We start from the raw sequence: 25,093 nt of genomic DNA on the forward strand, positions 1-25,093 counted from the left end.
GAATGTCACGGCTTCCGCCGCCGCCTGCCCCTGCCGTGCTGCAAGCACACCTGCGCCGCACGGAGGACGTGGTGGCGGTACACCGGGCGACGCGCCTGGTGCGTGTGTTCACGGCCAAGGGCTCACACCCCCAGCGCTGGAACACGTTCCGCTACACGGGCCCGCTCCCGCACGCCCGCTTCGACGCGCAACAGCCGGCCGACGACGGCAGCCCGGTGCAGGACCACGAGAACGGCGTCCTCTACTTCGGGCTGTCCGTGCGCACCTCGATCGCCGAGGTCTTCCAGGCCACCTCGATCGTCGACCGGCGCACCCGCAGCCCGTTCCTCGTCGTGCTGCGCCCACGCCGCACCCTGCGCCTGCTGGACCTGGGCGGCCTGTGGCCCACCCGTGTCGGTGCCTCGCAGGAGATCTCGACGGGCCCGAAGCTCGTGACGCAGGCCTGGTCGCGTGCGATCCGGGCGGCGTACCCGGAGCTGGACGGCCTCTGGTACCGCTCCTCCATGGATTCCGGGGACCCGGCCATCTGCCTGTGGGATCCGCCGGGCGCTTCCGGGCTGCCCGCGGCGCCGGATGTGTTGCTGCCATTGGATCATCCGGGGCTCGACCTGCCGCTGGCCCGCGTGTGCGAGGAGCTCAACTACACGCTGCTGGGCTGACCTGGCCATTGCAGGAACTCGCAAGGATTACGAACGAACGGGCTCCCACGATCACTCCAAGCCGCGGCGGACCGCCGTCGTGGCGCGGAGATCGAGGGGAGCACGGATGATCGCGAGGATTCAGGGGGCACGGTCGGTGCGCGCGGTGGCCAGGCTGGCCGTCGCGGTGGCGTTCACCGCCGGTGCGCTGATCATGGGGGCCTCGGGTGCACAAGCGGCACCGGACGCGCAGGCCGCACCGGCCGCAGCGCTGGCGTGCACGCAGGTCGGGCACGCGTCCGGCACGGTCAGCGCGTTCACTCTCTACGACGGCAACAACCACACCGGCGCCTGCATCACGTTCTGGAAGTACGGCAGCTGCACGGCGTCCACCGGCGACATCGAGGGGGCGTGGAACCTCGCGGGCTGGAGCTGGGACAACCGCGCGAACTCGGTTGACACCTACAACAAGTGCGACCTCAGGCTCTACGACGCGCGTGACTGCCCCAGCAGCGGCCTGCGCTCCACGTGGATCGACGAGAGCGCCGACCTGCGGCTGGGTTCCGTGAACTGGCAGAACCGCGCCACCTGCGTCGAGATCAGCTGATCGCACGGGGCTGCTCCGGCCCGTGCCGGAGCAGCCCCGCCGTCAGTCCACTCGGGACTGATGGCCCTGGTATGCCGAACAGCCGCGTGCCTAGCCTGACCGGGTGCGGTTCGCGATCGCCGGGGGTGGTGTCGCCGGGCTGGCTGCCGGCCTGGCGGTGGCGCGTGCCGGGCATTCGGCCGTCGTGGTGGAGCGTGACCAGGTAACCGCGCAGGACGGGCCGGAGAGCGCGTTCGACGTCGTGCGCAAGGGCATCCCGCACTTCCAGCAGCCGCACACCTTCCTGCCGCGCGGCCGCAAGATCCTGCGCGACCTCGCCCCGGACGTCATCGACACCCTGCTCGGCGTCGGCGCAGAGGAACAGGACATCGCCGCGAAGCTGTCGGGCGCGCGGCGGCCGGGCGACGACGATCTGGTCTACCTCTGGGTGCGCCGCCCGGTGATCGAGTGGGCACTGCGCCGCGCGGCGGCAGCCGAACCCGGGGTGCGGCTGATCGCGGGCAGGCAGGTCACCTGCCTGGTGCCAGGCGCGAGCGGGTTGCACCTCGACGACGGTCAGGAGATCGCCGCGGACGTCGTGGTCGACGCGCTCGGCCGGTACCGGTGCCCGCCGGGCTGGCCGCGTGCCTCGGGCCGGCCCAGCGAGTGCGGCGCGATCTACTACTGCCGCTACTTCGCCCTCGCTCCCGGCGCCGAGCACCTCACGGGCCCGTGGCTGCTCAACCCGCGCGGCGACCTCGGGTACATGGGATTCAACACCTTCCGCGGGGACAACCGGACCTTCGCGGTGATCCTGCTGGTGCCCACCGCCGACCACGACCTTCGGGTACTGCGAGACAACGACACGTGGACCGCGGCGGCCAGAACCATCTCACCGCTGGACGTGATGACCGCGCCGGACCACGCGCGGCCCATCACCGATGTGATGCCGATGGGCGGTCTGGCCAACATCGACCGCACCGCCGGGCCCGGCGTGCCGGGACTCATCCCCGTCGGCGACGCGTTGTGCCACACCGATCCCGCGTTCGCCTACGGACTGTCGTTCGCGTTGATGCACGCCCAAGCACTCGGCCGCGCCAGTGCCGCGTACACCACCCCGGAGGACCTCACCGAGGCCTATCTGGCCGAGGTCGGCCCAGAAGCCCGCGAACGCCACACATTCGCGCTGGAGACCGACGCGGCACGTAACGTCGCGTGGAGCGGAACGCCGGTCGACGCCGGCCGCCGCGACGGCTGCTATCCCCTGTTCGCGTTCGGAACGGCGCTGGCCACCGCACCGCACGACGACCACGTGCTGCGCCGGACGGTCGGCCGCGTCGGGTTGCTCGATCGGGTCTCGGTCTTCGACACCGACAGCGACCTGCACGACCGCATCGAACGGATCTGGGCGCGGCTCACCCGCACGCCGGCCGGACCGCCACGTGACCAGCTGCTCCGGGCGATCGCCCCAGATCTGGTCAGGCCTTGAGGTAGCGGCCCCACCACTCCAGCACCGCGTCGAACCGCTGCCGGCGGTGCCGCGGCTGCCCCGACCGGGTCAGCTCGTGGCCCTCACCGGGGAACACCAGCATCTCCGCCTCGACCCCGCGCCGCCGCAGCGCCACGAACATGCGCTGGGCCTGCTCGAGCGGACAACGCCAGTCGTGCTCGGAGTGCACCACGGCGAACGGCAGGTTGATCTTCTCCGCGTAGGTCAGCGGCGACATCGCGCGCTGCGCCTCGGGGTCGGACCCGCAGTAGGCGTCGGTGAAGAAGTAGCCGATGTCCGAGGAACCGGAGAAGGAGTCCCAGGCGTTCACCGCGCGCTCGCTCCACGCCGCGCGGAAGCGTTCGCCGTGGTGCGCGGACAGCCACGACGTCATGAAGCCGCCGTAGGAGCCGCCCATCACGCCGACGCGCTCGGAGTCGGTGTCGTCACGGGCCAGCGCAACGTCCAAAACGGACAGCACGTCGTCGACGTCGACGGTGCCGAACTTGCCGATCACCGACTGGCCGTGGGACTGGCCGTAGCCGGCCGAGCCGCGCGGGTTCGGCAGCACGACCGCGTAGCCGGCGGTGGCGTAGACCTGGGCCTCGTCGAAGAAACCCCAGCTGTGGTACATGAACGGGCCGCCGTGCACTGCCAGCACCACCGGGTGCGGGCCGTCGCCGTCCGGGAGCACCAGCCAGCCGTGCACCGGGTAGCCGTCCGAGGCCGAGCCGGAGAGCTCGACGACCCGGCGCGCCGGCACCGACGAGAACGCCGTGCGCACACCGGTTCCGACGAACTCCACCTGACCGGGACTGTCCGGAGTGGACACGACGGCGACCACAGTGGACCCGTCGGTGGCGAACGACTTGACCGCGGCCGACTCACCGGCGAGCACCTCGCCGGTACCGCCGTCGAACGGAATCCGCCGCAGTTCCAGGGCTCCGCGGTTGCGCACCACGAGCAGCACGCCGGACGCGTCGACCACGGGCGGGCCGGAAAGCCGTTCCACGTCCACGGTCTCGACGTCGGTCAGCCGGACGGGAGCAGCGGAACCGTCCAGCGGCGCGCTCCACAGGCCGTGGTTGCGCGCGACGGCGTCGATCCCGGTGAAGTCGGTGCCCAGCCAGTAGAGCGTGGACCCGGCGACCACCGGCATCGAGCTCTCGCCGGCGCCGCGCACCAGCAGCGAGACCGCGCCACCAGAAGCGGAGACCGAGTACAGGTCGTCGTGCAGCGTCTCGGCCACGCCGAGGTCGCGCGGCGCCACGAACACCAGCGTCGAGTCGTCGATCCAGGCCGGGTCGGAGACGTCGTGCGAGCCGTCCGTCACCTCGGACACCGCACCGTCGAGCGAGACGACGTGCAGGCGCGGGCGGCGGTCGGCGAGGAAGCCGACGTCGTCGATCCGGTAGTCCAGGCGCGTGATGCGGCGCGGCGCCTCGGCCTCGGGGCCGTCGTCGGTCGTGCCGTAGCGGCCGGCCTCCGGCACGCGGGCGACGAACGCGATCCGCGACGAGTCCGGCGACCAGGCCGGCGCACCGGCGCCCAGCGGCAGGTCGGTCAGCCTGCGCGGCTCGCCGCCGTCCACCGGGACGACGTAGAGCTGCGGCTTGCCCTTGCCGGTCACACGCAGGAAAGCGACCAGCTTGCCGTCCGGGGAAATGCGCGGTGCGTTGTCCCGGTCACCGTGGGTCCACGGTGTTGTCGTTCCGTCCGGAAAGACCCGGTGCAGGCCGCCTCGATAGGCGTTGGAGTCGAGATCGGGCGTGGCGATGCTGACCAGCACCAGGTCTCCGGACACGGCGACGGTGCCGGGCGTGGTGAGCAGCGACAGGTCTTCAGGGCGCACGACCTGGACGTTAACAGAACTTGTTAGCAACGCTCAGAACCGTTTGTTGACCGATCACAAAAATTGACTCGCCGCATAGATTTCCGCGTATGACGCGCATCGTGTTCTCTGGGGGCAGGGTCTTCACCGGCTCGACGACGGAGCCCGGCGACGTGGTGGTCGAGGGGGACCGCATCGTCGACGTGGGCATCGGACTCGACGGCGACACCAAGGTCGACGCGACCGGTCACACCATCCTGCCGGGACTGTTCGACTGCCACGTGCACTTCATGTTCAGCAACGCCGACCTGCTGCGGTCGCTGAACACGCCGTTCTCGCTGCCGTTCTACGAGGCGATCGGGAACATGAAAGCGACCCTCCAGTGCGGCATCACCACGGTCCGCGACGCGCTGGGCGCCGACCTCGGTGTCGCGGAGGCGGTCCGGCGCGGCCTGATCCAGGGCCCGCGCATGCAGATCGCGGTCAACATGGTCTCGCAGACCGGCGGCCACAACGACGACTGGATGCAGTGCGGCGCACACATCTCACCGCCGTTGCACCCCGGCATGCCGGACACCGTCGCCGACGGTCCCGAGGAGCTTCGCAAGGTCGTCCGCACGCTCGTGCGCCACGGCGCCGACGTCATCAAGATCGCTTCCAGTGGCGGTGTGATGTCACCGCGCAGCAACCCTCGCCACGCGCACTTCCGCGACGAGGAGATCGCGATGATCGTGCAGGAGGCCAACGCCGCGGGCATCGCTGTCATGTCGCACGCGATGAGCGGCGACGGCATCCTCACGGCCGTGCGCAACGGCGTGCGGTCCATCGAGCACGGCGTCTTCCTCACCGACGAAGGCATCGACGAGATGCTCGCGCGCGGCACGTGGCTCGTGCCGACGCTGATGGCGCCGCGCATGGTGCTCGACCAGGCCGCGGCGGGCGTGGCGATCTCGGACGTCATCCTGGACAAGGCGAAGGCCGTTGTCTCGCAACACTTCCAGGCGTTCCAGAAGGCCCACCAGGCAGGCGTCAAGATCGCGATGGGCACCGACTCCGGCGTGGGTCCGCACGGCGACAACCTCACCGAGCTCACGCTGATGACCGAGTACGGCATGTCGCCCGCCGAGGCGCTCTACGCGAGCACCACGTCCGCCGCCGCGTTGATGCGCCTCGGAAACGAACTCGGCGAGCTCGCACCAGGCAAGCTCGCCGATCTCGTGCTCGTCGAGGGTGACGCCGAACAGCACGTCAAGGCCGGCACCCTCAAGCAGGCCGTCCGCGCCGTCTACCAGAACGGCGCGTCCGTGATCTAGTGGTTCGCACCAACGTGCTTGGCGGCCTCGGGGTCGCGCTTCACCTTGAGGAGGCTGGCGATCGTCGTGATCGCCAGCACGCCGATGATCACCGACAGCGAGACCTCGATGCCGATGGTCGGCACGTGGAACGGCTCGCCGTCGTTGAGGAACGGCAGGTTGTTCGTGTGCAGCGCCTCGAGGATCAGCTTCACGCCGATGAAGCCGAGGATCACCGACAGGCCGATCGAGAGGTAGACCAGCTTCGCCAGCAGGCCACCGAGCAGGAAGTACAGCTGGCGCAGACCCATCAGCGCGAACGCGTTGGCCGTGAACACCAGGAAGGGCTCCTTGGTGAGGCCGAAGATCGCGGGGATCGAGTCGAGCGCGAAGAGCAGGTCGGTGGAGCCGATCGCGACCATCACGATGAACATCGGGGTCACGTAGCGCTTGCCGTCGATCTTGATGAACGACTTGGAGTCGTGGAAGTCGTCGGTCACCGGGAAAACCTTGCGCACCATGCGCAGCATCAGGTTCTCCTTGTACTCCTCGTCCTCGTCGTGGTTCTCCCGCGCCAGCTGCCAGCCGGTGTAGATCAGGAACGCACCGAAGATGAAGAACACCCAGCTGAACTGGCTGATGAGCGCTGCGCCGGCCGCGATGAAGATGCCACGCATGACGAGCGCGAGCAGGATGCCGATCAGCAGCACCTTGTGCTGGTGGATCGCGGGCACCTTGAACGTCGTCATGATGATCAAGAAGATGAAGAGGTTGTCGACGCTCAGCGAGTACTCGGTGATGTACCCCGCGAAGAACTCCGTCGCGTACTGACCACCGGAGAAGTACCAGATGCCGACACCGAAGAGGACGGCCATGGCCACGTAGAAGACCACCCAGCGGGCGGCCTCACCGATCGTCACCTCATGGGGTTTTCGATCGACGATGACGAGGTCGACGGCTAGCAGAACGAGCAGACCTACGATCGTCGCGATCCACATCCATGCGGGGACGTTCACAACCCAACCTCCGGGATCTCAGCGCACGGCAAATGACCCGGAGGTCTCCTCCGCCGTGAGCCGATCTTGCCCGCTCACGACCGACGGCACCGGAAGCTCGACGCTGAGCTCCGTATTGACGACACCGCCGCTTAGGGAGTACTCCCCTCCATCCTGCGTGAATATTGTGCTCTACGAAGTCCGGTTAGCGCCACACAGGGTGAGCAGACCCACGCAACCAGGAGCAACGGGAATACGCAGGGTGTCGTTCGGATCTGAACCTCCGGCACCTGAAGGCGGGCTGAAGATCCACTCTTGCTGAGACCGGCACCGGATCTCGACAGGCCGTTCTCAGCAAAACTCGCATATCGTCATGGCTGTGTCCCGCCTCTCCCGCATTCGCGGCAGGTGGTCAATCCCCGCAGCGATCGTCGTGCTCGCCCTCGTAGCAGGTGGCGTGTACTTCACCCGTTCCAGTGATGACCCCGTGGCCGTCCCCTTCAGAGAAGCGATCATCGATGCACCCGAGGGCCCCGACAGCCCGCAGACGGTGAACATCGAGACGCGGCTCTACCTCCCGCAGCAGACGCCCGCGCCCGCGATCATGCTCGCGCACGGGTTCGGCGGCAGTCTGCGCAGCGTGCACACACAGGCCGAGGAGTTCGCCCGGCGCGGCTTCGTGGTGCTGACGTGGTCCGCGCGCGGTTTCGGCCGCAGCACCGGCCAGATCGCGCTGAACTCGCTCGACCGCGAGGTCCGCGACGCCCAGAAGCTGCTCGACTTCCTCGCCACCAGGGACGAGGTGCAGAAGGACGGCGGCGGCGACCCGCGCGTCGGCGTGACCGGCGCGTCCTACGGTGGCGCGCTGTCGTTGCTGCTCGCCGGGGTCGACAAGCGCGTCGACACACTCGTTCCCGTCATCACCTACAACGACCTCGCGCAGTCGCTGCTGCCGAACTCGGCGCTGGGTTCGCCGCGCTCGGACGCGACACCGGCCGCGAGCGCGTTCGCCGAGGACGGCGTCTTCAAGCGGTCGTGGGCGGGCATCTTCTTCTCGGCGGGCATGACGTCGATCGACCTCGCGTCGCCGACGGGTGACGCACCCGAGATGGGCGAGACGAGCTCGAACCAGCCCGCCGTGCAGCAGCCGCAGCAGCAGCCGGGCGGGAACTCGGGTGCTCAGGGCCAGCAGCCGCCGACGCCGTCGCTGGGCGCGTGCGGACGCTTCCGCCCCGAGGTCTGCACCGCGTACACGGAGGTGGCGACGACGGGCCGCGCCTCGCAGCAGACGCTGGACCTGCTGCGCAAGTCGTCCCCGGTCGCGGTGACCGACCAGATCAAGCAGCCGACGATGCTGGTGCAGGGCGAGCAGGACACCCTGTTCGGCCTCGACCAGTCCGACGCGACCGCGCGCCAGATCGCCGCGGCCGGCGGCAAGGTGAAGATGGTCTGGTACGCGGGCGGCCACGACGGCGGCAACCCCGGCACGACCCTGCGCGGCGAGATCGCCGACTGGATGGTGTTCCACCTGCAGGGCAAGGGAACCGACCCCGGCACCGGCTTCGAGTACTCGGTGCAGGGCGCGTTCCGCTCGAGCGGGCAGCCCTCGATGCGCACCGTCGTCGCGCCGTCCTACCCCGGCCTCGCGTCCGGTTCGTCCACTGAGCGCAAGACGTTGAAGCTGAGCGGACGCGAGCAGGTCGCGGTGAACCCGGCGGGCGGCAACCCGGCGGCGATCAGCAACCTGCCCGGCCTGGGTTCCGCGCTCTCGCGGTCGTCGGCGATCTCGTCACGGCTGTCGCTCGACCTGCCGGGCCAGGCCGCGGTGTTCACGTCGGAACAGCTGACCTCGCAGGTGCTGCTGACGGGTTCGTCGACGGTTCGGCTGCGCGTCGCACGAGGTGACCAGAACACCGGCGAGGCGATCCTCTTCGCCAAGCTCTACGACGTCTCGGCGGACGGCACGCGCGTGCTGCCCGGCTCGGCGGTCGCACCGTTGCGCGTGGCACTGCCCACCGACGGTTCCGCCGCCGAGGTGACCGTGACGCTGCCCGGCGCGGTGCGCCCGGTCGAGAGCGAGCACAAGCTCGCGCTCGTGGTGTCGACGACGGACCAGGCGTTCGCGAACGCCCAACAGCCCGCCGCCTACCGCATCTCGCTGGCCTCGGACGAGATCTCGGTGCCGGTGGTGCCGGGCCGCAACGTGACGACCGGCTTCCCGGTGGGTGCCCTCTGGGGCATCGTGATCGCGCTGCTGGTCCTGATCGGCGCGGGCGTCATCGCACTGTTCCGCCGCCGCCTCGCGCACGACTCCGACCCGGCGCTGGCCGAGGTGCCACTGGTCATCTCCGGGTTGACCAAGGCCTATCCCGGCGGCGTGACCGCGGTGAAGGACCTGTCGTTCCGCGTGGAGCACGGCCAGGTGCTCGGCCTGCTGGGACCCAACGGCGCCGGCAAGACCACGACCCTGCGCATGGTGATGGGCCTGATCCATCCCTCCGACGGTCACATCAGGGTCTTCGGCCACAAGGTGACGCCGGGCGCCCCCGTGCTGTCGCGCCTCGGTTCGTTCGTCGAGGGTTCCGGCTTCCTGCCGCACCTCTCGGGCGCGGCGAACCTGCGGCTCTACTGGGCGGCGACGGGCAGGCCCCTGGACGAGGCGCACATCGAGGAGGCGCTGGAGATCGCCGGCCTCGGCGACGCCGTGCACCGCCGCGTGCGCACGTACAGCCAGGGCATGCGCCAGCGGCTCGCGATCGCCCAGGCCATGCTCGGTCTCCCGGACCTGCTGATCCTGGACGAGCCGACCAACGGCCTCGACCCGCCCCAGATCCACCAGATGCGCGAGGTCCTGCGCCGCTACGCCGCGGCGGGCCGCACGGTGCTGGTGTCCTCGCACCTGCTGGCCGAGGTGGAGCAGACCTGCTCGCACGTGGTCGTGATGCACAAGGGCAAGCTCGTCGCCGCGGGCGAGGTGGCCGACATCGCGGCAGGCGGAGGCGAGGCGACGTTCCGCGTCGACTCCCCCGCGAAGGCAGCCGATGTCCTGCGGGGCCTCGAAGGCGTGCACGAGGTGCACGAGGACGAGGACGCCGTGCACGCCTCGATGAACGGCGTCCCGCGCTCCGTCGCGTTGACCGCTCTTGTGGCGGCCGGTGTGGCGGTGGACCAGGCGGGTCCACGACGCAGGCTGGAAGACGCGTTCTTGGAGCTGGTCGGTGAATGACTTCCTGATGGCAGCGGCGTCCGCCACGGCGGACGCCCAGGCCGAGGCAGAGGTCCCCTTGTCGTGCGAGCGCGCGTCGCTCGCGGGCGAAGGGGGTCCCCTTGACTCAATTATCCCAGGCGACACCGACAGTTTCGGTGGGCAAGAGGAGGTGGACCGGTGAACGCTCCCGCAGGCGTCCCCTCCGCAACCGCGCACACGCCGCCCACCGGGCAAGGGGGACCCCTGATTCCATTCTCCCAGCCGGCACCGACAATTCCGGGTCGACCGCGTCGCGAACGGACCGTTCACGACTGCGTTTCGCGCACGGCCAACTCCGCCCTCACCGCGAACCCGAACCGCACGAAGGCGCCAACCCGGCAGGAGGTGGACCGGTGAACGAGCACGACGTCCACACCGACCCCAGCGCGATCAACGAGCTCACCGACGCAGCCGCCCAGCAGCGCACCGAGGTCGCCCCAGACGGCTCCTCCAAGGGCTACAAGGCACGCAAGACGCTGCGCATCCGCGTGGAGCTGCAACGGCAGATCCGCCGCCGCAGGACCCAGCTCGTGCTGGGCTTCCTGGTGCTGCTGCCGTTCATCCTCGCGCTGAGCTTCGAGATCGGTCAGTCCGACCCGAACCGCCGCTCCGGCGGCTTCGTGGACCTCGCGACCGCCAGCGGCATCAACTTCGTGGTGCTCACGCTGTTCGTGAGCGGCAGCTTCCTGCTGCCGATGATCGTGGCGCTGTTCTTCGGCGACACGATCGCGTCCGAGGCGTCCTGGTCGAGCCTCAAGTACCTGCTGGCGGCACCGATCCCGCGGCACCGGCTCCTGCGCCAGAAGGCGGTGAGCAGTGGCATCCTCAGCGTCTTCGCCCTGGCACTGCTGCCGGCGGTGGCGCTCGCGGTCGGCGTGGTCTGGTACGGCGCCGGCGAGGTCGTGAGCCCGACCGGCGAGGCGGCGCCGTTCGCCGACGGCGTGCTCGGCGTCGCGCTCGCGGTCTGCTACATCGCGATCAACCTGTTCTGGGTCGCGGGACTGGCGCTGTTCCTGTCCGTGTCCACCGACGCGCCGCTCGGCGCGGTCGGCGGCACGGTGCTCGTGTCGATCCTGTCGCAGATCCTCGACCAGATCGAGCCGCTCGCGGACCTGCGCAACTACCTGCCGACGCACTACTCGATGGCGTGGGCCGACCTGCTCTCGACCGATGTGGACTGGTCGGAGATGACGCGCGGGGTGTTCTCCGCGCTCGTCTACGGCGGCATCTTCACGTTGCTCGCGGCGCGCCGGTTCGTCACGAAGGACATCACTAGCTGACGCAGAACTCGTTGCCCTCGGGGTCGAGCATGACGACCCAGTGGCCCGTCTGGTCGTTGTGCTCGCGCACCCGCGTGGCTCCCATCGAAACCAGACGGTCCACGGCGTCGAGGCCCGCACGGATGTCGAGGTGCACGCGGTTCTTCGCGGTCTTGCCCTCGGGCACGCGCTGGAAGAGGAACCGCGGTCCCTTACCGTCCGGATCGATGAGCGCCGCGTAGTCGTCGGCCGAGTCGAACGGGATGTTGTTCTTGATGGCGAACTCCTCCCACGTGGCGAAGCCGGGAGGCGGCGGCTGCAGGACGTAACCGAGTGCCTGCGCCCAGAAGTCGGCCAGCTTCGGCGGGTTGTTCGCATCCATCGAAACCTGGAATTCGATTGCCATGACCGCACCGTAGAAGCCAATGCGGACAACCAGTGTCCGGAGTAGCGTCCCGGTTCATGTCACGTCCTGTGCACTTCGAGATCCACGCCGCAGATCCCGAGCGAGCGCGGAACTTCTACACGTCGGTCTTCGGCTGGAAGATCGACCAGTGGGGCGACATCCCCTACTGGGTCATCACCACCGGCGACGACGAGCAGCCCGGCGTCAACGGCGGCCTGCTCCCCCGGCAGGGCCCCGACCCGGCTCCCGACGCACCTGTCCACGGATTCGTCATGACGATCAGCGTGGTCGACATCGACGCCACCATCGCGGCCATCGAGGTCAACGGCGGCACGGTGGCGTTGCCCAAGGACAAGATGCCCGGCGTCGGCCTGCTCGCCTACTACAAGGACACCGAGGGCAACATCTTCGGCGTCCTGCAACCGGAAGAGGGTTAGGCCGGACGCTTGCGCTTCGGCAACCGCGCGACGACGGCCTCGTAGGAGCCGTCCACCAGCTCCAGCAGGTCGTCGTCGGGCACCGATCCCTTGAGCGCGATGGTGTTCCAGCCGTAGCGCCCGACGTACCCGCTGACCGTGATGTCGTCCGGGAAGCGCTCACGCCACGGCGCCGCGGCCTCCGCGTCCACGCCGCACTTGAGCCCGACGGTGTGCACGTCCAGCCCGATGAACGCGAATGCCTTCCCGCCCACCTTGCACACCAACTCGGCGTCGCCCCACGGATACGTCTCCTCCGCGCCGGGCTTCGCGGCGCAGTAGGCGATCAGCTCGTCCATTGTCACAACAGGATTATCGCCCGCCGAACCCCGAGACGAAACGCGTCAGCAACTCCGCGAACGCCACGCGCTCCTCCTCGCTCCAATCCGCCATCGCCGTCGCACACGCCGCCTGCCGCGCGCGATGCAACTCGGCCGAGGTCGCGCGCCCGCGCGGTGTGCGGACGAGCAGCACCCGCCGTCCGTCCGCTCTGTCGGCGATCCGCGACACCAGCCCGGCGTCGACAGCGCTCGTGACGAGTTTGCTGGCGCGCGGCTGATCGACGTGCAACTCCGACGCCACACTGGAAACCGTCGCCTGCACGCCGCTGCGTTCAGCCGCCTCGACGACGTCCAGCACGTCGAAGGCGGGTACGGCCAAGTCGGCGAGGGCTCGACGTGACTGACTGCGGCGCATTGCGATCAGCGCCTGCTCCACCGCGGCCAGGTGGTTTTCGACGTTCACTGAGAGATCATTGCCGTCTTTCGCCACAACGAAAGCTGTCAGCCAACATCTCACCCCAGAGAGCGATTTACGCCGTAGGCGCGCATGGTCGTCTGCTCAACGGAGTTACCCGCCGCATCCACCGCCTTCACTTTGAGCGACACGAACTCCGCACCCGCCGGATGGTGCACGAGCGCAGTCCACCGAGCTTTCGCCCCGACCACCGGCACACTCCGCCAGGTGGCCCCGTCGTCCGTGGACGCCTGCACCGTCACGCGCTTCACCTCGGCGGCACCCACCGACCCGGCCTGAGGCACGACCCCCACGTCCACCGGGAACACCCGGCATCCCGCCGGAGCCCGGTTCAGCTCGTCGAACGCCCCGGAGATCCGCACCGTCGGCACCGGCAGGTACACCTGCCCCTCGGTCCTGCCCGACACGAACTCGAACCGCGCCGACACCTTCGGCCCGAACGGCGTCCACTTCGGGCTGCGCGTCGCCTCCACGTCCAGCACGTACCGCGCCGGCGCCTCCGGCAACCCCGAGAACGCCGCGAACACCCCCGCACTGTCCGCGAGCACCTTCCCATCCACAGTGGACAGTCGAGTCCGCGCCCGCACGTACGGCCCGCCGAAGACGAACTCGTCCGAGGCATCCGCCTCACCGGGCGCGAACGGCCAGTGCTGCACCAACCCGTTGTTCCCGTACCGCACCAGCCCGTGGAAGCCACGCAGGTTCAGATCCGTCGTGGCCACCACGCTGTTCCACGACCTGCTCCCCACCCGGCCCGCCACGAACACCGGCCGCCCGGCACTGATGTGCCCGTCGAACCCGAGGTTCGGCTGCGACACCGGCCGCTGGAAGAAGTCCATGACCCACCTGACATCCGGCCGCCCGGTGAAGTACTCCACCCGCCGCTGCGGAATCGGCAGGTCCAGCACCACCCCGAACGTGATCGACTGCCCCTTCACGTAGAACGGCGTGGACGACCGCGACCCGATCGCCGCCGCCCCCTGCGCCCGATACCGCACGTTCTCGCGGTAGAGATCCCGATCCCGCACCCGCGACGTAAGATCAGCCGGAATCCCACCCGCGTGCGGCGCGGCGAGGAAGTACTCGTGCCGGCCACCACCCCAGATCTGGAACGTCCCGAAGTTGAAGTAGCTCGTGTCCGCCTTGACAGGCACCGCGTAGAACGCGTCGTCCGTGCGCGACGACACCCCGGTCTGCACCCGGCCACCGCCGGTCTGGTAGACCGCATCCAGCCCCAGATACTTCCGCGCCACCGCCCGATCGAGCTTCGCCCCGACCTCTTTCCCTTGGCGCGCATCGACAGTGATAGCCATCGGCCGGTCCAGGACGATCTTCGCGGTGCTGGCCCAGGTGTGCTCCCCATCGCCGTGCAGCAACGCGTCAACGGAGTAACTGCCCTTGAGCAGCCGCATCTTCGTCACCCCGCCAACGGGTTGCGCAAGATCCTCACTGTCCCCGGTCTCAAGATTGAGCGCACTGACCTCGGCAACCGACGGCCTCCCGTCCCGCCCGACCGTGGTCACCGTCAGCTCGTAGATCTCCGGCTCAGCCGTGAACCCGGCCACCGTCGTAGTCGCCCCAGCCGTGATCCGAGCACCACCGGACCCGACCGCCACCTTCGCCGGGTCCAACGTCACCTCGATGTCCACACTTCCGTTGCCAGGAACAGTGATCTGCCCAGCACCGGTCCTGATCGCCGGATGATCCGCACCCACCGGCACGGTGACCGGCAGGGCAGAAGCATTCCGATAGGTGATCTTCTTGGTGATCGGCGGCAACTGCGCGTGCGGAAACTTCAACACCCCGAAATCAAGACCAGAAGTACTGGCAACAACCGGATTGGCCACCGCCGCAGCAACATCCAGCCGCCCACTGCCTTCCTCGTACACACTGCGCCCGATCGACCTGGCCGCACCCGTGAGCGCCGCCTTCAACTCCCTGCCAGACCACTCCGGCCGAGCCTGCTTCACCAGCGCTGCCGCCCCCGCAACGTGCGGCGCGGCCATGGAAGTCCCATCAGCCCGCGTGTGCAAAGCATCAATCGGCGAACCCAAACTCGTCCCAGCAGCCCGCGCGGCGCCAATACCTTCCCCAGGAGCCACCAAATCCGGCTTGACCGCGAAGTCACCAACCCGCGGCCCCCGACTGGAGAACCGACTGAGCCGATCAGCCTTGCTGACACTGCCCACCGCAAGCGCGGCACCAGCAGCCGCCGGACTGCTCACCGACCCAGGCTCCCCCTCATTGCCCGCCGAGACGACGAACAACGTCCCGTGCTGCTCGGAGAGGCGATCAACGGCAAGAGACAGGGGATCCGTGCCGTCCGTCGCCCCGCCACCAAGACTGAGGTTGACCACCTCAGCCCGCGGCGCAGCCCACTCCATCGCCGCCAGAATCGCCGACTCGTCACAGGTGTCCGCCTCACACACCTTCCCAACGAGCAACCGCGCATCCTTGGCAACGCCCCCAAAGACCCCATCACCGGCAACGGTAGCCGCGACATGCGTCCCGTGCCCGTACGTGTCCTTGACCCCGCTCCCGGTGAAGTCCTTGGCCTCCAACACTTTCCCAGCCAAGTCGGGATGCGCGGGGTCATACCCACCATCCAGCACCGCAACCGTGACCCCACGCCCGGTAAGCCCCAACGCCCAAGCCGCAGGCGCCTCGATCTGCCCGAAACTCTCGTCGTCGACCAACCGAACCCGCCCGTCCAGCCACACCTTCCCGATCCCGGGATCGCCCTTGATCCCTTCCCAGGTGGCCTGAAGCGCACTCTTGGCGGGTGCTCGCGGGTCGCGGTCGACGATCAACGGCAACGTGTCCCGGCTACCGTCGTCCCGCCCCTGCTCGATGAGGGCAGTGACGTCGAACAACCGCTTGTCGACCTTGCCACTGCGAACAAGCCGGACAGCATCCCGCGGCACCACATGAACGTGCCCGTCCTTGGTACGCCGCTGATAAAAGAGAACCTGATCGCGCCCGGCCCCAGGCACAACCGTGACCTGATCCCCTTGCACGGCAACGCGATCCCCAGAAACCAGGGTGACAGTCTTGGCCAGCGCCGGAAGATGCGGCGCAGAAGGCAGCCGCTCAGCACCGGCAGCAGGAACCAGCACGGTCCCCGCAACCGCAACCACCACGGCACAAATCGCCACCCCGCGCACCATGAACGCCTCCCGCCGATGCGACCGGACCACCGGTTGCGCAGCGGCGAGTGCGCAATCCCGACACTGTCGGGGAAACCGTTTTCAGTCAAGCACCACCCGGCCCATCTACACGAAGCCGAAGGCGACGAGGGCCGCCCCACCCGCGATGGCGAAGCCGAGCCGCCCTGCCCACGAAGTGGGCAACGCAACCAACAACGCAACAGCAAGCCGCCCAAAGCAACAGGTGTCCTGTCCAGCCGAACATTGCGGTGTCCAGGGCAAGTTTGCGGTGCTTGCTACGGCCTCCGAGCTAGTTTGCGGGCCGCCACACGTTCTGCCTGAAGTTGGCGCATTCTCAACAACCGCGTTGGTTCCTTGCCAACGGCCTGTAGCGCCTGTACGCAGCCTCAAGGTCAGGGCAAGCATGCCGCGACCTTGCGGCCACCCATCGGCCACGCCGTAGTTAGGCGGCCTCCAGGACGAAGAACATGAAGCTCAGGAAGGCCCCGGAGGGGAACCTCGCCATCTCGTCGGGAAAGAGTTCGTGGGCTTCCGGCGCCGCAGGCGGCTCGCTGATGACGGCGGTGCGGAAGCCTGTTGCGGTGAAGGCATCGGTCATCGCGTGCAGCGGCCGGTGCCAGTAGGTGAGCACGGCCTTCTGGCCGTTGAAGTTGTACTCGTCGGACCACTTGGTGGTCGCGAAGTAGTCAGTCTCGCGATGCACCATCTTGAGGAGGATGGGGTGGTTGACGACCACGATCAGCCGGCCACCGGGCTTCAGCACCCGCCGCAGCTCAGCCAGAGGTGCGGTCCAGTCCTCCAGGTAGTGCAGCACCAAAGCGGCGACGGCGTCGTCGAACGCGCCGTCGGGGTACGGCAGCGGGCCCGTTATGTCGGCGACCCGCAGGTCCACGTCGTCGCCGAGCCGCTGCCGGGCCAGCTCCACCATCTTGGCGCTGCGGTCGAAGCCGCTCACGACGGCTCCCCGATCACGTAGCGCCACGGACACAGGACCAGCACCGCAGCCCGCGTCGAGAATTCGTCGACCGGCCACGTCGCCGGCCAGGTCCACGATCGCGGGCCGGACGTAGTAGGCGTTGAGGAGGCTGGTCTCGTTCTCGGCCGTGTACGCCTCGGCGAAGCCGTCGTAGTCGTTCTCCACGGCCACATCGGCGATGACGGCGGAGCTCTCGGGAATGGCAGGCATGTTTCCCATACTGCCCAGTGATCAATCAGGGCGCCAGGAGATCATCTCCCTCGCCAATCGCCCGCTTGGGCAGCGCGCTCTCATCAGCCCAGGTCAACGCCGATTCCACTGGATACTCTGTGGATTGTCCAGGAGCCGTGTCGGTGTGCTGGAAACCTGCCGGGACAATGCCACGGTGCCGAACTTCGATCTTGTCCCCGGAGGCGCTCCACCGACGCTGAATTCGGAGTTCGAGGTCGCGTTGCGACCGAGGCCGGCGAGCAGCGGTTGTCCCTGACCGAGGCGTGGTCGGTGCCGTTCGAGTCTTGCCTGCCGGTGCGACGCTTCCCCTCTTACAAGGGGCAATGCCACTACATCGGCCAGTGGTGGACCGCGACGACCGGCACCTTGGTCGGCTTCGAGTCCTGGTTGGAACGGGATCGGCTGATGCTGCTCGACTTCGATCCGGACACCGTCGGCCTCGCCTCGCAGCCGTACTGGCTGTTCTGGACCACGGCGGAAGGCCGGTCGCGGTCGCACGCGCCTGACTACTTCGCGCGGCTCGCGGACGGAACCGCGATCGTTTTGGACTGCTGCCCGCTGGACCGGTTCAAGCCCAAGGACGAGGTCGCCTTCGAGGCCACCCGAGCGGCTTGCGAACTGCTGGGCTGGCGCTACGAGATCGTCGGCACGCCACCTGAGGTGCTGCTGGCGAATGTCCGGTGGCTGGCCGGATACCGGCACCCGCGTCACGACCTGCACGTGGTGGTGCAGACCCTGCGCGGTGTTCTCGCGGCCGATGCCGCTGCTGGATGGCGCCGAGGTGGCGGGCGAGCCGATCGCGGTGCTGCCGGTGCTGTTTCACCTGCTCTGGCGTCAGTAGCTGGTCGCGGACCTATCCATACCTCTGACTGCCGAGACTGAGGTGAGCACTGCGCTCGCCCGCACCGCACGGAAGGCGGTGACCTGATGGCCGACACGCGAGCAATGCTCAAACCCGGTGACCTCGTCCGCTTCGACGGCGACGAGCACCTGGTCACAGGGCTGGCAGGCACCTCGGTGCGCCTTCGCTCGGAGTCTGGGAACAACCAGGTCGTACTGGCCGGATATCTCATGGCCGCGCCCGACTTCGCGGTGCTGGACGCCACCGAGCTGCCCGCTCTCGAACCGTTCGGGCTGCTGGAGTCGTTGCCCGCCAACGTCGTTGCCGACGCGCAGCGGTGGCGTGAGCACAGGCGTGCCATCAACCCGCGAAGGGCGCTGGAAGGCTCCTTTGGGAGTGCCGGGGGTCTGGGGGCGGAGCCCCCAGGAAACACAACCGAGGACTCACTTCACCCCAGCAGCATCCATCCCCCGCAACTCCTTCTTCAAATCCTGAATCTCATCCCGCAACCGAGCCGCCAGCTCGAACTGCAACTCCCGAGCCGCATTCATCATCTGATCGCTCAACGACTGCACCAGATCAGCCAACTCCGACCGAGCCATCCCAGCCCGCTCATGCGACTGCAGAACCCCAGCAGACCGACCACCCTCCCCGGTAGCCCGCTTCCCCCGAGACTGATTCCGCCCAGACCCGCCAACCGGAACCTCGTCCTCGACCTCGGAGTACACAGCCTCCAAAATGTCGGTGATCTTCTTCCGCAACGGCTGCGGATCAAGCCCGCGCTCGGCGTTGTAGGCAACCTGCTTGGCCCGCCGCCGATTGGTCTCGTCGATCGCGTGCCGCATCGAGTCGGTGATCCGGTCCGCGTACATGTGGACCTCACCGGACACGTTTCGGGCGGCGCGGCCGATCGTCTGCACCAGCGACGTCCCAGACCGCAGGAACCCTTCCTTGTCCGCGTCGAGGATCGCCACCAGCGACACCTCGGGCAGGTCCAGCCCCTCCCGCAGCAGGTTGATGCCGATCAACACGTCGTAGTCGCCCAGCCGCAGCTGACGCAGCAGCTCCACGCGACGCAGCGTGTCGACCTCGGAGTGCAGGTACCGGACCCGGATTCCGAGCTCCAGCAGGTAGTCCGTCAGGTCCTCGGCCATCTTCTTGGTCAGCGTCGTGACCAGCACCCGCTCGTCGCGCTCGGCCCGTTCGCGGATCGAGTGCACCAGGTCGTCGATCTGGCCCTCGGTCGGCTTGACGACGACCTCGGGGTCGATGAGGCCGGTCGGCCGGATGACCTGCTCGACGAACTCGCCGCCGGCCTGGCCCATCTCGTACGGCCCGGGCGTGGCCGACAGGTACACGACCTGCCCGATGCGGTCGGCGAACTCCTCCCACGTCAGCGGGCGGTTGTCCAACGCGGAGGGCAGCCGGAACCCGTGCTCGACGAGGTTGCGCTTGCGCGACGCGTCGCCCTCGTACATGCCGCCGATCTGCGGCACGGTCACGTGCGACTCGTCGATGACCATCAGGAAGTCGTCGGGGAAGTAGTCCAGCAGGGTCGCCGGCGCGGTCCCGGCCCCGCGGCCGTCGATGTGGCGCGAGTAGTTCTCGATGCCGTTGCAGAACCCGACCTGGCGCATCATCTCGATGTCGTAGGACGTCCGCATGCGCAACCGCTGCGCCTCCAGCAGCTTGCCCTGCCGCTCCATCGTCGCGAGCGTCGTCTCCAGCTCGGCCTCGATGTCGCGGATGGCGCGCTCCATGCGCTCCGGGCCGGCCACGTAGTGCGTGGCCGGGAAGATCCGCAGCTCCGACACCTCGCGGACGACGTCGCCGGTCAGCGGGTGCAGGTAGTAGAGCTTGTCGATCTCGTCGCCGAAGAACTCGACGCGGACCGCGAGCTCCTCGTAGGACGGGATGATCTCGACGGTGTCGCCGCGCACGCGGAACGAGCCGCGGGTGAACGACATGTCGTTGCGGGTGTACTGCACGTCGACCAGCAGGCGCAGGAACGCGTCGCGGTCGACCTCCACGCCCGTCTCGAGCGGGATCGAGCGGTCGAGGTACGACTGGGGCGTGCCCAGGCCGTAGATGCACGACACCGAGGCGACCACGATGACGTCCCGCCTCGTGAGCAGCGACATGGTGGCGGAGTGCCGCAGCCGCTCGACGTCCTCGTTGATCGAGGAGTCCTTCTCGATGTACGTGTCCGTCTGCGGGATGTACGCCTCTGGCTGGTAGTAGTCGTAGTAGCTGACGAAGTACTCCACCGCGTTGTTCGGGAAGAGCTCCTTCAGCTCGTTCGCGAGCTGCGCCGCCAGGGTCTTGTTCGGCGCCATCACCAGCGTCGGGCGCTGCAGCCGCTCGACCAGCCAGGCCGTGGTCGCCGACTTGCCGGTACCGGTGGCGCCGAGCAGCACCACGTCGCGCTCGCCGGTGCGCACGCGGCGTTCCAGATCGTCGATGGCGGCGGGCTGGTCGCCGGCCGGCTGGTAGTCGCTGACCACGACGAACTGCCCGTCGGTGCGGGTGATGTCGCCGACGGGACGGTGCTCGGAGTGCGCCTTGACGGTGCTCTCCTCTGGCGGAAGCTCGGTTGCGAATGCCACGGGAAGCACGTTACGCCGGGGGTCTGACAATTTACGATCGGGCCTGGTCAGCGCCCTAATCGCACGGGCAGCAGGAGCAGTCGCAGCCCGAGCAGTCGCAGTCGCACGGGTTGTTCCGCCACTTGTCGCTCCACGGGCCCGGGAACGGGTCGCGGCAGCAGAACTGGCAGGTGCCGCACATGTAGAGGAACGTGCCGCACCCGTCCCAGAAGCCGCGGCGCCGCGGTTCGTAGGTCAGCCTCGGGTACGCCCACAGCCCGCTTCCAGGGCTGGCCGGGGTCCGCCGGTCGTCGTAGCCGTCACGCTTGCCGAACACCCGGATGACCGACTCCTCCAACTCGTGCACCAGCAGCTTGTGCACGAGCCGCGCGTCGGTGAACTCGACCTCGTCGAGCGCCAGCCGGATGCCCGTCAGAGCGTCCAGGCACAGCCGGTGGGCCTCGGAGACCGGTGTTCCGGTGGCCAGCAGCGGGTTCCACGCGCCCGACGCGCGGTCCTCCTCCAGGTCCTCCACGGCGTCGATCAGATGCGCGACCCGCCCGAACAGCCGTCCCACCTCGCGCAACGGCTCGACGTTCCCGGGCTTCCCGGCGATCAGCGCCGTCTGCGCGACGGCGAACCCGGTCGCGGTCTCCGTCGGCTCGGTCACCACCAGCACCGAACTGCCCAGCCCCGCCGCCGCCTCGACCAGAGGCTGCCGCCGCACCGTGTCCACCATGACCGACGCGTCGAACCCGAGGTCGGACGCGGTGCTGAGGCCCTTGGCGGCCCAGCGTTGCGCCACCGCGCGCCCCGCCCAGCCGACCTTGCCGGCCAGCCCGTCGCCGTCGTCCACGTGGTCGCGGATCTTCAACGACGCCAGCACCAGCGACACCGACGCCGCCAGCCGTGCGCCCGAGCCGACCGCCACGTCCGCGGACTTCATGCCCCGCAACGCACACGGTCCCGCCGTCCGCCGCGAGACCTCGGTCTGCGCCTCGACGGCCGCCGAGATCATCAAACCGTCGTAGTTGGTGACCAGGCGCGAGAGATGACCGTGCTCGTCGCGCAACGACAGGCACATCCCGCACAGGTGCGCGAGCCACGCTGACCGCAGCTCAGCGCCCATTCTGTTGCGGCAGGGGCGGATGATCCCGAACATGCGGCGCATCCTAAGTGGCCTGGACGGGTTCTGATGGCAGGATCGCGAACGTGGCACACATCCATCCGCCGAAGATCGAGTACTTCGACCTGGACGCCAAGAGCAACACGGATCCAAAGGGACAGTTGAGGAGCGTCGACGAGTACCGCCTCACGCCGACGGGCCTCTACATGTTCCGGCCGCTCGCCGGTCACCCGAAGATCAGCCACTTCGAGAGCTGGTTCCTGCCCAAGCTCAACATCCGGGTGACGCGCCAGTCGTGGCACCCCGGCCACCAGCTCGACTTCGACTTCTACGTCGACGTCGTGGAGATCACCGCGATCGGCACCGTGTGGAAAACGATCGATCTGTATCTCGACCTGATCGTGCGAACCGGCCGCAGCGTGACCGTTCTGGACACGGACGAGTTGATCACCGCTGTTCAGCACAAGTTGATCTCCCCGGAACGCGCCCAGTGGGCACTGGAAACCACCTACTCAGCGGTGTCCGGGATTTCAGCGCACGGTCACGATGTAGTCAGATGGCTCACCTCTTCGGGTTGTCCTACGACCTGGCGTTAGTACACAGAGCGTGTTCGTCACCTGACCGTGACGTAACGAATCGACCCGGCGTGTAACTCCAAGCACTTATTTGACTACCCTCGGCGTCGTGGGAGCGGTCACTACACCTCAGCTGGTCGATGTCATCGACACCATTTCGGGCGTGCGCAGTTATTCGTCCGGTGGCACGCGGACTCTGAGTTCGTGCGACGTCGAACGCTGGGGTCTGCGGATCGAACATCCCACCCCGGAAGACCCGTTCTCGGACGCCGAGGTGACGTGGCTGCTGCCCGAACTGGGCCTGCGCCTGACGACCTACCGCGCCCGCTCCCGGCACGCGCGCAGCGGCCCGAGCGTGCTGTCCGCGGTGCGGGTCGAGCGCGACCACCGCCACTGGCAGACCACGGACCTGTTGCTGGGACTGGCAGTTCCCGGCGGCACCACGGCCCGCATCGTGCGCAGCGAGGAGTTCGCCGCCGCAGTCGCGGGCCGCGTGCTGCGACCGGGTGACGCCGACCAGGCCCTGCGCACGGTCCACCGCACACTGGAAGAGCTGAGCAACGTCAACCACAACCTGACGTCGTGGCTGACGTGGCACGGCATCTACGACGCCTGGCCGCCCCTGTAAGCCTGGACGCGTTCCGCGGCCGCCCGCATCCACGGGTCCTTCGCCTCACCGTAGGCGAACCCGTTCGCGTCGGCCGCAAACCGTTGGGACAACTCAAGTTTGTGCGCCGCGTACTCCGCACGAGCCTCCGCGTCGTGCCGCAACCAGTCGCGGAAGTCGACCGCCCATCGCCAGCCCGGCCCACCGGGAACGCGCAGGTGCAGGTTCACCCGCCGGCCAGGATCAGCGCCAGCGTGCAGCCGCTTGCTCCAGTCCCCCTCATCACCGCGCGGCGTGTCCTCATACGGCCCCACGTACGGAAAACCAGCCTGCGCCAGCGTGTCCCGCAACGAGTCCGCTGCAGCCATGTCCTCGACCGCGAGCTGGAAGTCGAGCACGTCCTTGGCCGCGAGCCCAGGAACCGACGTGGACCCGATGTGCTCCACATGCCGCCCACCCGCGGCCGCACTGATCCGCCGGGCAACCCGCCGTGCCTGCGCAGGCCAGCGCTCGTCGTAAGGCACGACAATCGGCGAGCCGGACGCATAAGACTGCGTCCGCACGTTCTTCTCGAAGCCCACCAGCCGATCCCACAACACGGTGACGTCCGGAACCTCACCACTGTTGTCGAGCCACACGTCAGCGATGGCCCGCCGCTGCTCGTCCGTGGCCTGAGCGGCAATCCGAGCCTTGGCATCGCTCTCGTCCATGCCCCGACTGGTAACGAGCCGCCGCAACCGAGTATCCGGATCCGCGTGCACAACGATCACAAGGTGGTACGCGGCCGCCATGTCGCGCTCCACGAGCAACGGGATGTCGTGCACCACGATCGCATCCTCAGCCGCCTCAGCCATCCGCTTGCCGGTAAGCGCACCGATCCGCGGATGCGTGATCCCGTTGAGCGTCTGCCGAGCCTCCTCAGTCGCAAACGCCTTGGCCGCCAGCGCAGCCCGGTTCAACGTGCCGTCGGCGTTGAGCACGTCCTCCCCGAACGCCTTGACGACCTCCTTGAGGCCATCAGTCCCAGGCTCCAGCACTTCACGCGCGAGCTTGTCCGCGTCGATGACAACGGCACCACTCTCCGCGAGCAGCCGCGCAACCGTCGACTTGCCCGATCCGATTCCCCCGGTCAACCCCACCCTGAGCATGCCGGTCAGGTTAGCCGGGCCAACGACACGAGCAGCCCCGACACCACCGCCGCAACCATGCCGAAACCCGCCGCGCTCAGCTAGACCGGCGGCGTCATCGACTGCTGAGCGAGTACCGGCAGGATCGCGATGAGCTTCGCCTGAGGGATGAAGTTCTGCTTGTTGCGCACGACAAAGGTCGACTTGCCCAACGACCCGATCAACAACTGCTCTTCCTTACCCTCGATGAGGGTGCCCTTCTGCTTCCCGACGTCGACCTCGGTGATCTTCGCCCCCTCCCGCCGCTCAGCCTCGATGCTCTCGTCAACCCGCGTACGAGCGGTCAACTCGTCGCTGTAGGTGGAGAGCCCGATGACGATCTTCGCGGCAGGCAGGTTCTGCTTGGGCGGAATCCCGTAGTAGCAATCGATCTTGCCGGTGCGCCCGATCCCGGGCTCCTTGATTCCGACGATGATCCGAGGCTCCCCAGGCAACTCCTGCCCAAGGGTCGCGTTCATGACCTCAACCGGCACAACGAGCTCGCAGTCGTCCGGAAGGGCCCGATCAACCATCACCGGAATCTTCGACGGCGTGGTGGGCGGAGTGATCCTCGGGATCTGCGGCGGCGGCGCCTGAGTCTGCGGAGCCGCAGACGAGCAAGCCGCAGCTGCCGCCAGAGCCACCACGCTCAGTGCCACGAAGAACTTGTTCCCACGCATAGGTTTGCCAACCTACACAACGCCCAAAGCCCTCCACCACAGAGTGAACGCAACAACGCCCACACCACACCACCGCGATGGCGAAGACATCCCAGTTGCTGGGGATGTCAAGCGGCGGTTGTGTTGGTGTGGTGTGCCCAGGCGGTGGTCTCGTCGTAGTGGGT

At 68.2% G+C, this 25,093-nt stretch carries 21 protein-coding genes; 10 read left to right on the forward strand and 11 right to left on the reverse strand.

Annotated elements, in window-relative coordinates; genetic code table 11:
• Positions 1–2: 2 nt before the first annotated feature.
• The 3 genes from ACIA8G_RS43710 to ACIA8G_RS43720 all read left to right on the forward strand — a co-directional run bounded on the left by ACIA8G_RS43710 (position 3) and on the right by ACIA8G_RS43720 (position 2,713).
• Complete coding sequence (locus ACIA8G_RS43710) at positions 3–659, forward strand: RES family NAD+ phosphorylase (protein WP_396424742.1); 657 nt, start codon at positions 3–5, stop codon at positions 657–659.
• 106 nt (positions 660–765) lie between these two features.
• Complete coding sequence (locus ACIA8G_RS43715) at positions 766–1,245, forward strand: hypothetical protein (RefSeq protein WP_396424743.1); 480 nt, start codon at positions 766–768, stop codon at positions 1,243–1,245.
• 103 nt (positions 1,246–1,348) lie between these two features.
• Positions 1,349–2,713 carry a hypothetical protein gene (locus ACIA8G_RS43720; RefSeq protein WP_396424745.1) on the forward strand — a complete coding sequence of 455 codons (1,365 nt, stop codon included), beginning with the start codon at positions 1,349–1,351 and terminating at the stop codon, positions 2,711–2,713.
• Here ACIA8G_RS43720 and ACIA8G_RS43725 read toward each other — a convergent pair.
• Complete coding sequence (locus ACIA8G_RS43725; RefSeq protein WP_396424746.1) at positions 2,703–4,565, reverse strand: S9 family peptidase; 1,863 nt, start codon at positions 4,563–4,565, stop codon at positions 2,703–2,705. The genes ACIA8G_RS43720 and ACIA8G_RS43725 overlap by 11 nt on opposite strands.
• A gap of 89 nt (positions 4,566–4,654) precedes the next feature.
• Here ACIA8G_RS43725 and ACIA8G_RS43730 point away from each other — a divergent pair, with 89 nt between their 5' ends.
• A complete protein-coding gene (locus tag ACIA8G_RS43730; RefSeq protein ID WP_396424747.1) occupies positions 4,655–5,857 on the forward strand; it encodes an amidohydrolase family protein in 1,203 nt (400 codons plus the stop codon).
• Here ACIA8G_RS43730 and ACIA8G_RS43735 read toward each other — a convergent pair.
• The gene (locus tag ACIA8G_RS43735; protein WP_396424748.1) at positions 5,854–6,852 is read right to left on the reverse strand and encodes a TerC family protein; all 999 of its coding nucleotides are present in this window, start codon (positions 6,850–6,852) and stop codon (positions 5,854–5,856) included. The genes ACIA8G_RS43730 and ACIA8G_RS43735 overlap by 4 nt on opposite strands.
• 352 nt (positions 6,853–7,204) lie before the next feature.
• Here ACIA8G_RS43735 and ACIA8G_RS43740 point away from each other — a divergent pair, with 352 nt between their 5' ends.
• The gene (locus tag ACIA8G_RS43740; RefSeq protein ID WP_396424749.1) at positions 7,205–10,057 is read left to right on the forward strand and encodes an alpha/beta fold hydrolase; all 2,853 of its coding nucleotides are present in this window, start codon (positions 7,205–7,207) and stop codon (positions 10,055–10,057) included.
• Between the two features lie 374 nt (positions 10,058–10,431).
• The gene (locus ACIA8G_RS43745; protein WP_396424750.1) at positions 10,432–11,358 is read left to right on the forward strand and encodes an ABC transporter permease; all 927 of its coding nucleotides are present in this window, start codon (positions 10,432–10,434) and stop codon (positions 11,356–11,358) included.
• On the opposite strand, the gene ACIA8G_RS43750 is transcribed toward ACIA8G_RS43745, so the two are convergent.
• Positions 11,351–11,743 carry a VOC family protein gene (locus ACIA8G_RS43750; protein ID WP_396424751.1) on the reverse strand — a complete coding sequence of 131 codons (393 nt, stop codon included), beginning with the start codon at positions 11,741–11,743 and terminating at the stop codon, positions 11,351–11,353. The genes ACIA8G_RS43745 and ACIA8G_RS43750 overlap by 8 nt on opposite strands.
• A gap of 56 nt (positions 11,744–11,799) precedes the next feature.
• Here ACIA8G_RS43750 and ACIA8G_RS43755 point away from each other — a divergent pair, with 56 nt between their 5' ends.
• Positions 11,800–12,180, forward strand: coding sequence for a VOC family protein (locus ACIA8G_RS43755; RefSeq protein ID WP_396424752.1), 381 nt, complete (start codon positions 11,800–11,802; stop codon positions 12,178–12,180).
• On the opposite strand, the gene ACIA8G_RS43760 is transcribed toward ACIA8G_RS43755, so the two are convergent.
• The 4 genes from ACIA8G_RS43760 to ACIA8G_RS43775 all read right to left on the reverse strand — a co-directional run bounded on the left by ACIA8G_RS43760 (position 12,177) and on the right by ACIA8G_RS43775 (position 17,328).
• Entirely contained in the window at positions 12,177–12,518 is a 342-nt protein-coding gene (locus tag ACIA8G_RS43760) for an MmcQ/YjbR family DNA-binding protein (RefSeq protein ID WP_396424753.1), read from the reverse strand. The genes ACIA8G_RS43755 and ACIA8G_RS43760 overlap by 4 nt on opposite strands.
• Before the next feature lie 13 nt (positions 12,519–12,531).
• The gene (locus ACIA8G_RS43765) at positions 12,532–12,990 is read right to left on the reverse strand and encodes a MarR family winged helix-turn-helix transcriptional regulator (protein WP_396424754.1); all 459 of its coding nucleotides are present in this window, start codon (positions 12,988–12,990) and stop codon (positions 12,532–12,534) included.
• Between the two features lie 23 nt (positions 12,991–13,013).
• Positions 13,014–16,142 carry a S8 family serine peptidase gene (locus tag ACIA8G_RS43770; protein ID WP_396424755.1) on the reverse strand — a complete coding sequence of 1,043 codons (3,129 nt, stop codon included), beginning with the start codon at positions 16,140–16,142 and terminating at the stop codon, positions 13,014–13,016.
• A 442-nt stretch (positions 16,143–16,584) separates the two neighbouring features.
• Positions 16,585–17,328 carry a class I SAM-dependent methyltransferase gene (locus tag ACIA8G_RS43775; RefSeq protein WP_396424756.1) on the reverse strand — a complete coding sequence of 248 codons (744 nt, stop codon included), beginning with the start codon at positions 17,326–17,328 and terminating at the stop codon, positions 16,585–16,587.
• 291 nt (positions 17,329–17,619) lie between these two features.
• Between ACIA8G_RS43775 and ACIA8G_RS43780 the strand changes: the two genes are divergently transcribed.
• On the forward strand, positions 17,620–18,231 hold the full coding sequence (locus ACIA8G_RS43780) for a TnsA-like heteromeric transposase endonuclease subunit (RefSeq protein WP_396424757.1): 612 nt from the start codon (positions 17,620–17,622) through the stop codon (positions 18,229–18,231).
• Between the two features lie 402 nt (positions 18,232–18,633).
• Here ACIA8G_RS43780 and uvrB read toward each other — a convergent pair whose 3' ends face one another.
• Both uvrB and ACIA8G_RS43790 read right to left on the reverse strand, forming a co-directional pair.
• Positions 18,634–20,796, reverse strand: a complete 2,163-nt coding sequence (gene uvrB, locus ACIA8G_RS43785; protein ID WP_396424758.1) for an excinuclease ABC subunit UvrB — start codon at positions 20,794–20,796, stop codon at positions 18,634–18,636.
• Positions 20,797–20,851: 55 nt separating this feature from the next.
• Positions 20,852–21,937, reverse strand: coding sequence for a DUF5685 family protein (locus ACIA8G_RS43790; RefSeq protein WP_396424759.1), 1,086 nt, complete (start codon positions 21,935–21,937; stop codon positions 20,852–20,854).
• A gap of 50 nt (positions 21,938–21,987) precedes the next feature.
• Between ACIA8G_RS43790 and ACIA8G_RS43795 the strand changes: the two genes are divergently transcribed.
• Together ACIA8G_RS43795 and ACIA8G_RS43800 are read left to right on the forward strand one after the other, a co-directional pair.
• The gene (locus tag ACIA8G_RS43795) at positions 21,988–22,497 is read left to right on the forward strand and encodes a DUF402 domain-containing protein (RefSeq protein ID WP_396424760.1); all 510 of its coding nucleotides are present in this window, start codon (positions 21,988–21,990) and stop codon (positions 22,495–22,497) included.
• An 88-nt stretch (positions 22,498–22,585) separates the two neighbouring features.
• On the forward strand, positions 22,586–23,104 hold the full coding sequence (locus ACIA8G_RS43800; protein ID WP_396424761.1) for a DUF402 domain-containing protein: 519 nt from the start codon (positions 22,586–22,588) through the stop codon (positions 23,102–23,104).
• On the opposite strand, the gene coaE is transcribed toward ACIA8G_RS43800, so the two are convergent.
• The gene (gene coaE / locus ACIA8G_RS43805; protein WP_396424762.1) at positions 23,080–24,231 is read right to left on the reverse strand and encodes a dephospho-CoA kinase; all 1,152 of its coding nucleotides are present in this window, start codon (positions 24,229–24,231) and stop codon (positions 23,080–23,082) included. The two genes, ACIA8G_RS43800 and coaE, sit on opposite strands and share 25 nt — an antisense overlap.
• An 80-nt stretch (positions 24,232–24,311) precedes the next feature.
• Positions 24,312–24,728: a hypothetical protein gene (locus ACIA8G_RS43810; RefSeq protein ID WP_396424763.1), complete on the reverse strand. Its 417-nt coding sequence runs from the start codon at positions 24,726–24,728 to the stop codon at positions 24,312–24,314.
• Positions 24,729–25,093: the final 365 nt, after the last annotated feature.

The organism is Lentzea sp. NPDC051213 (genome assembly GCF_044455585.1).
GTDB lineage: Bacteria > Actinomycetota > Actinomycetes > Mycobacteriales > Pseudonocardiaceae > Lentzea.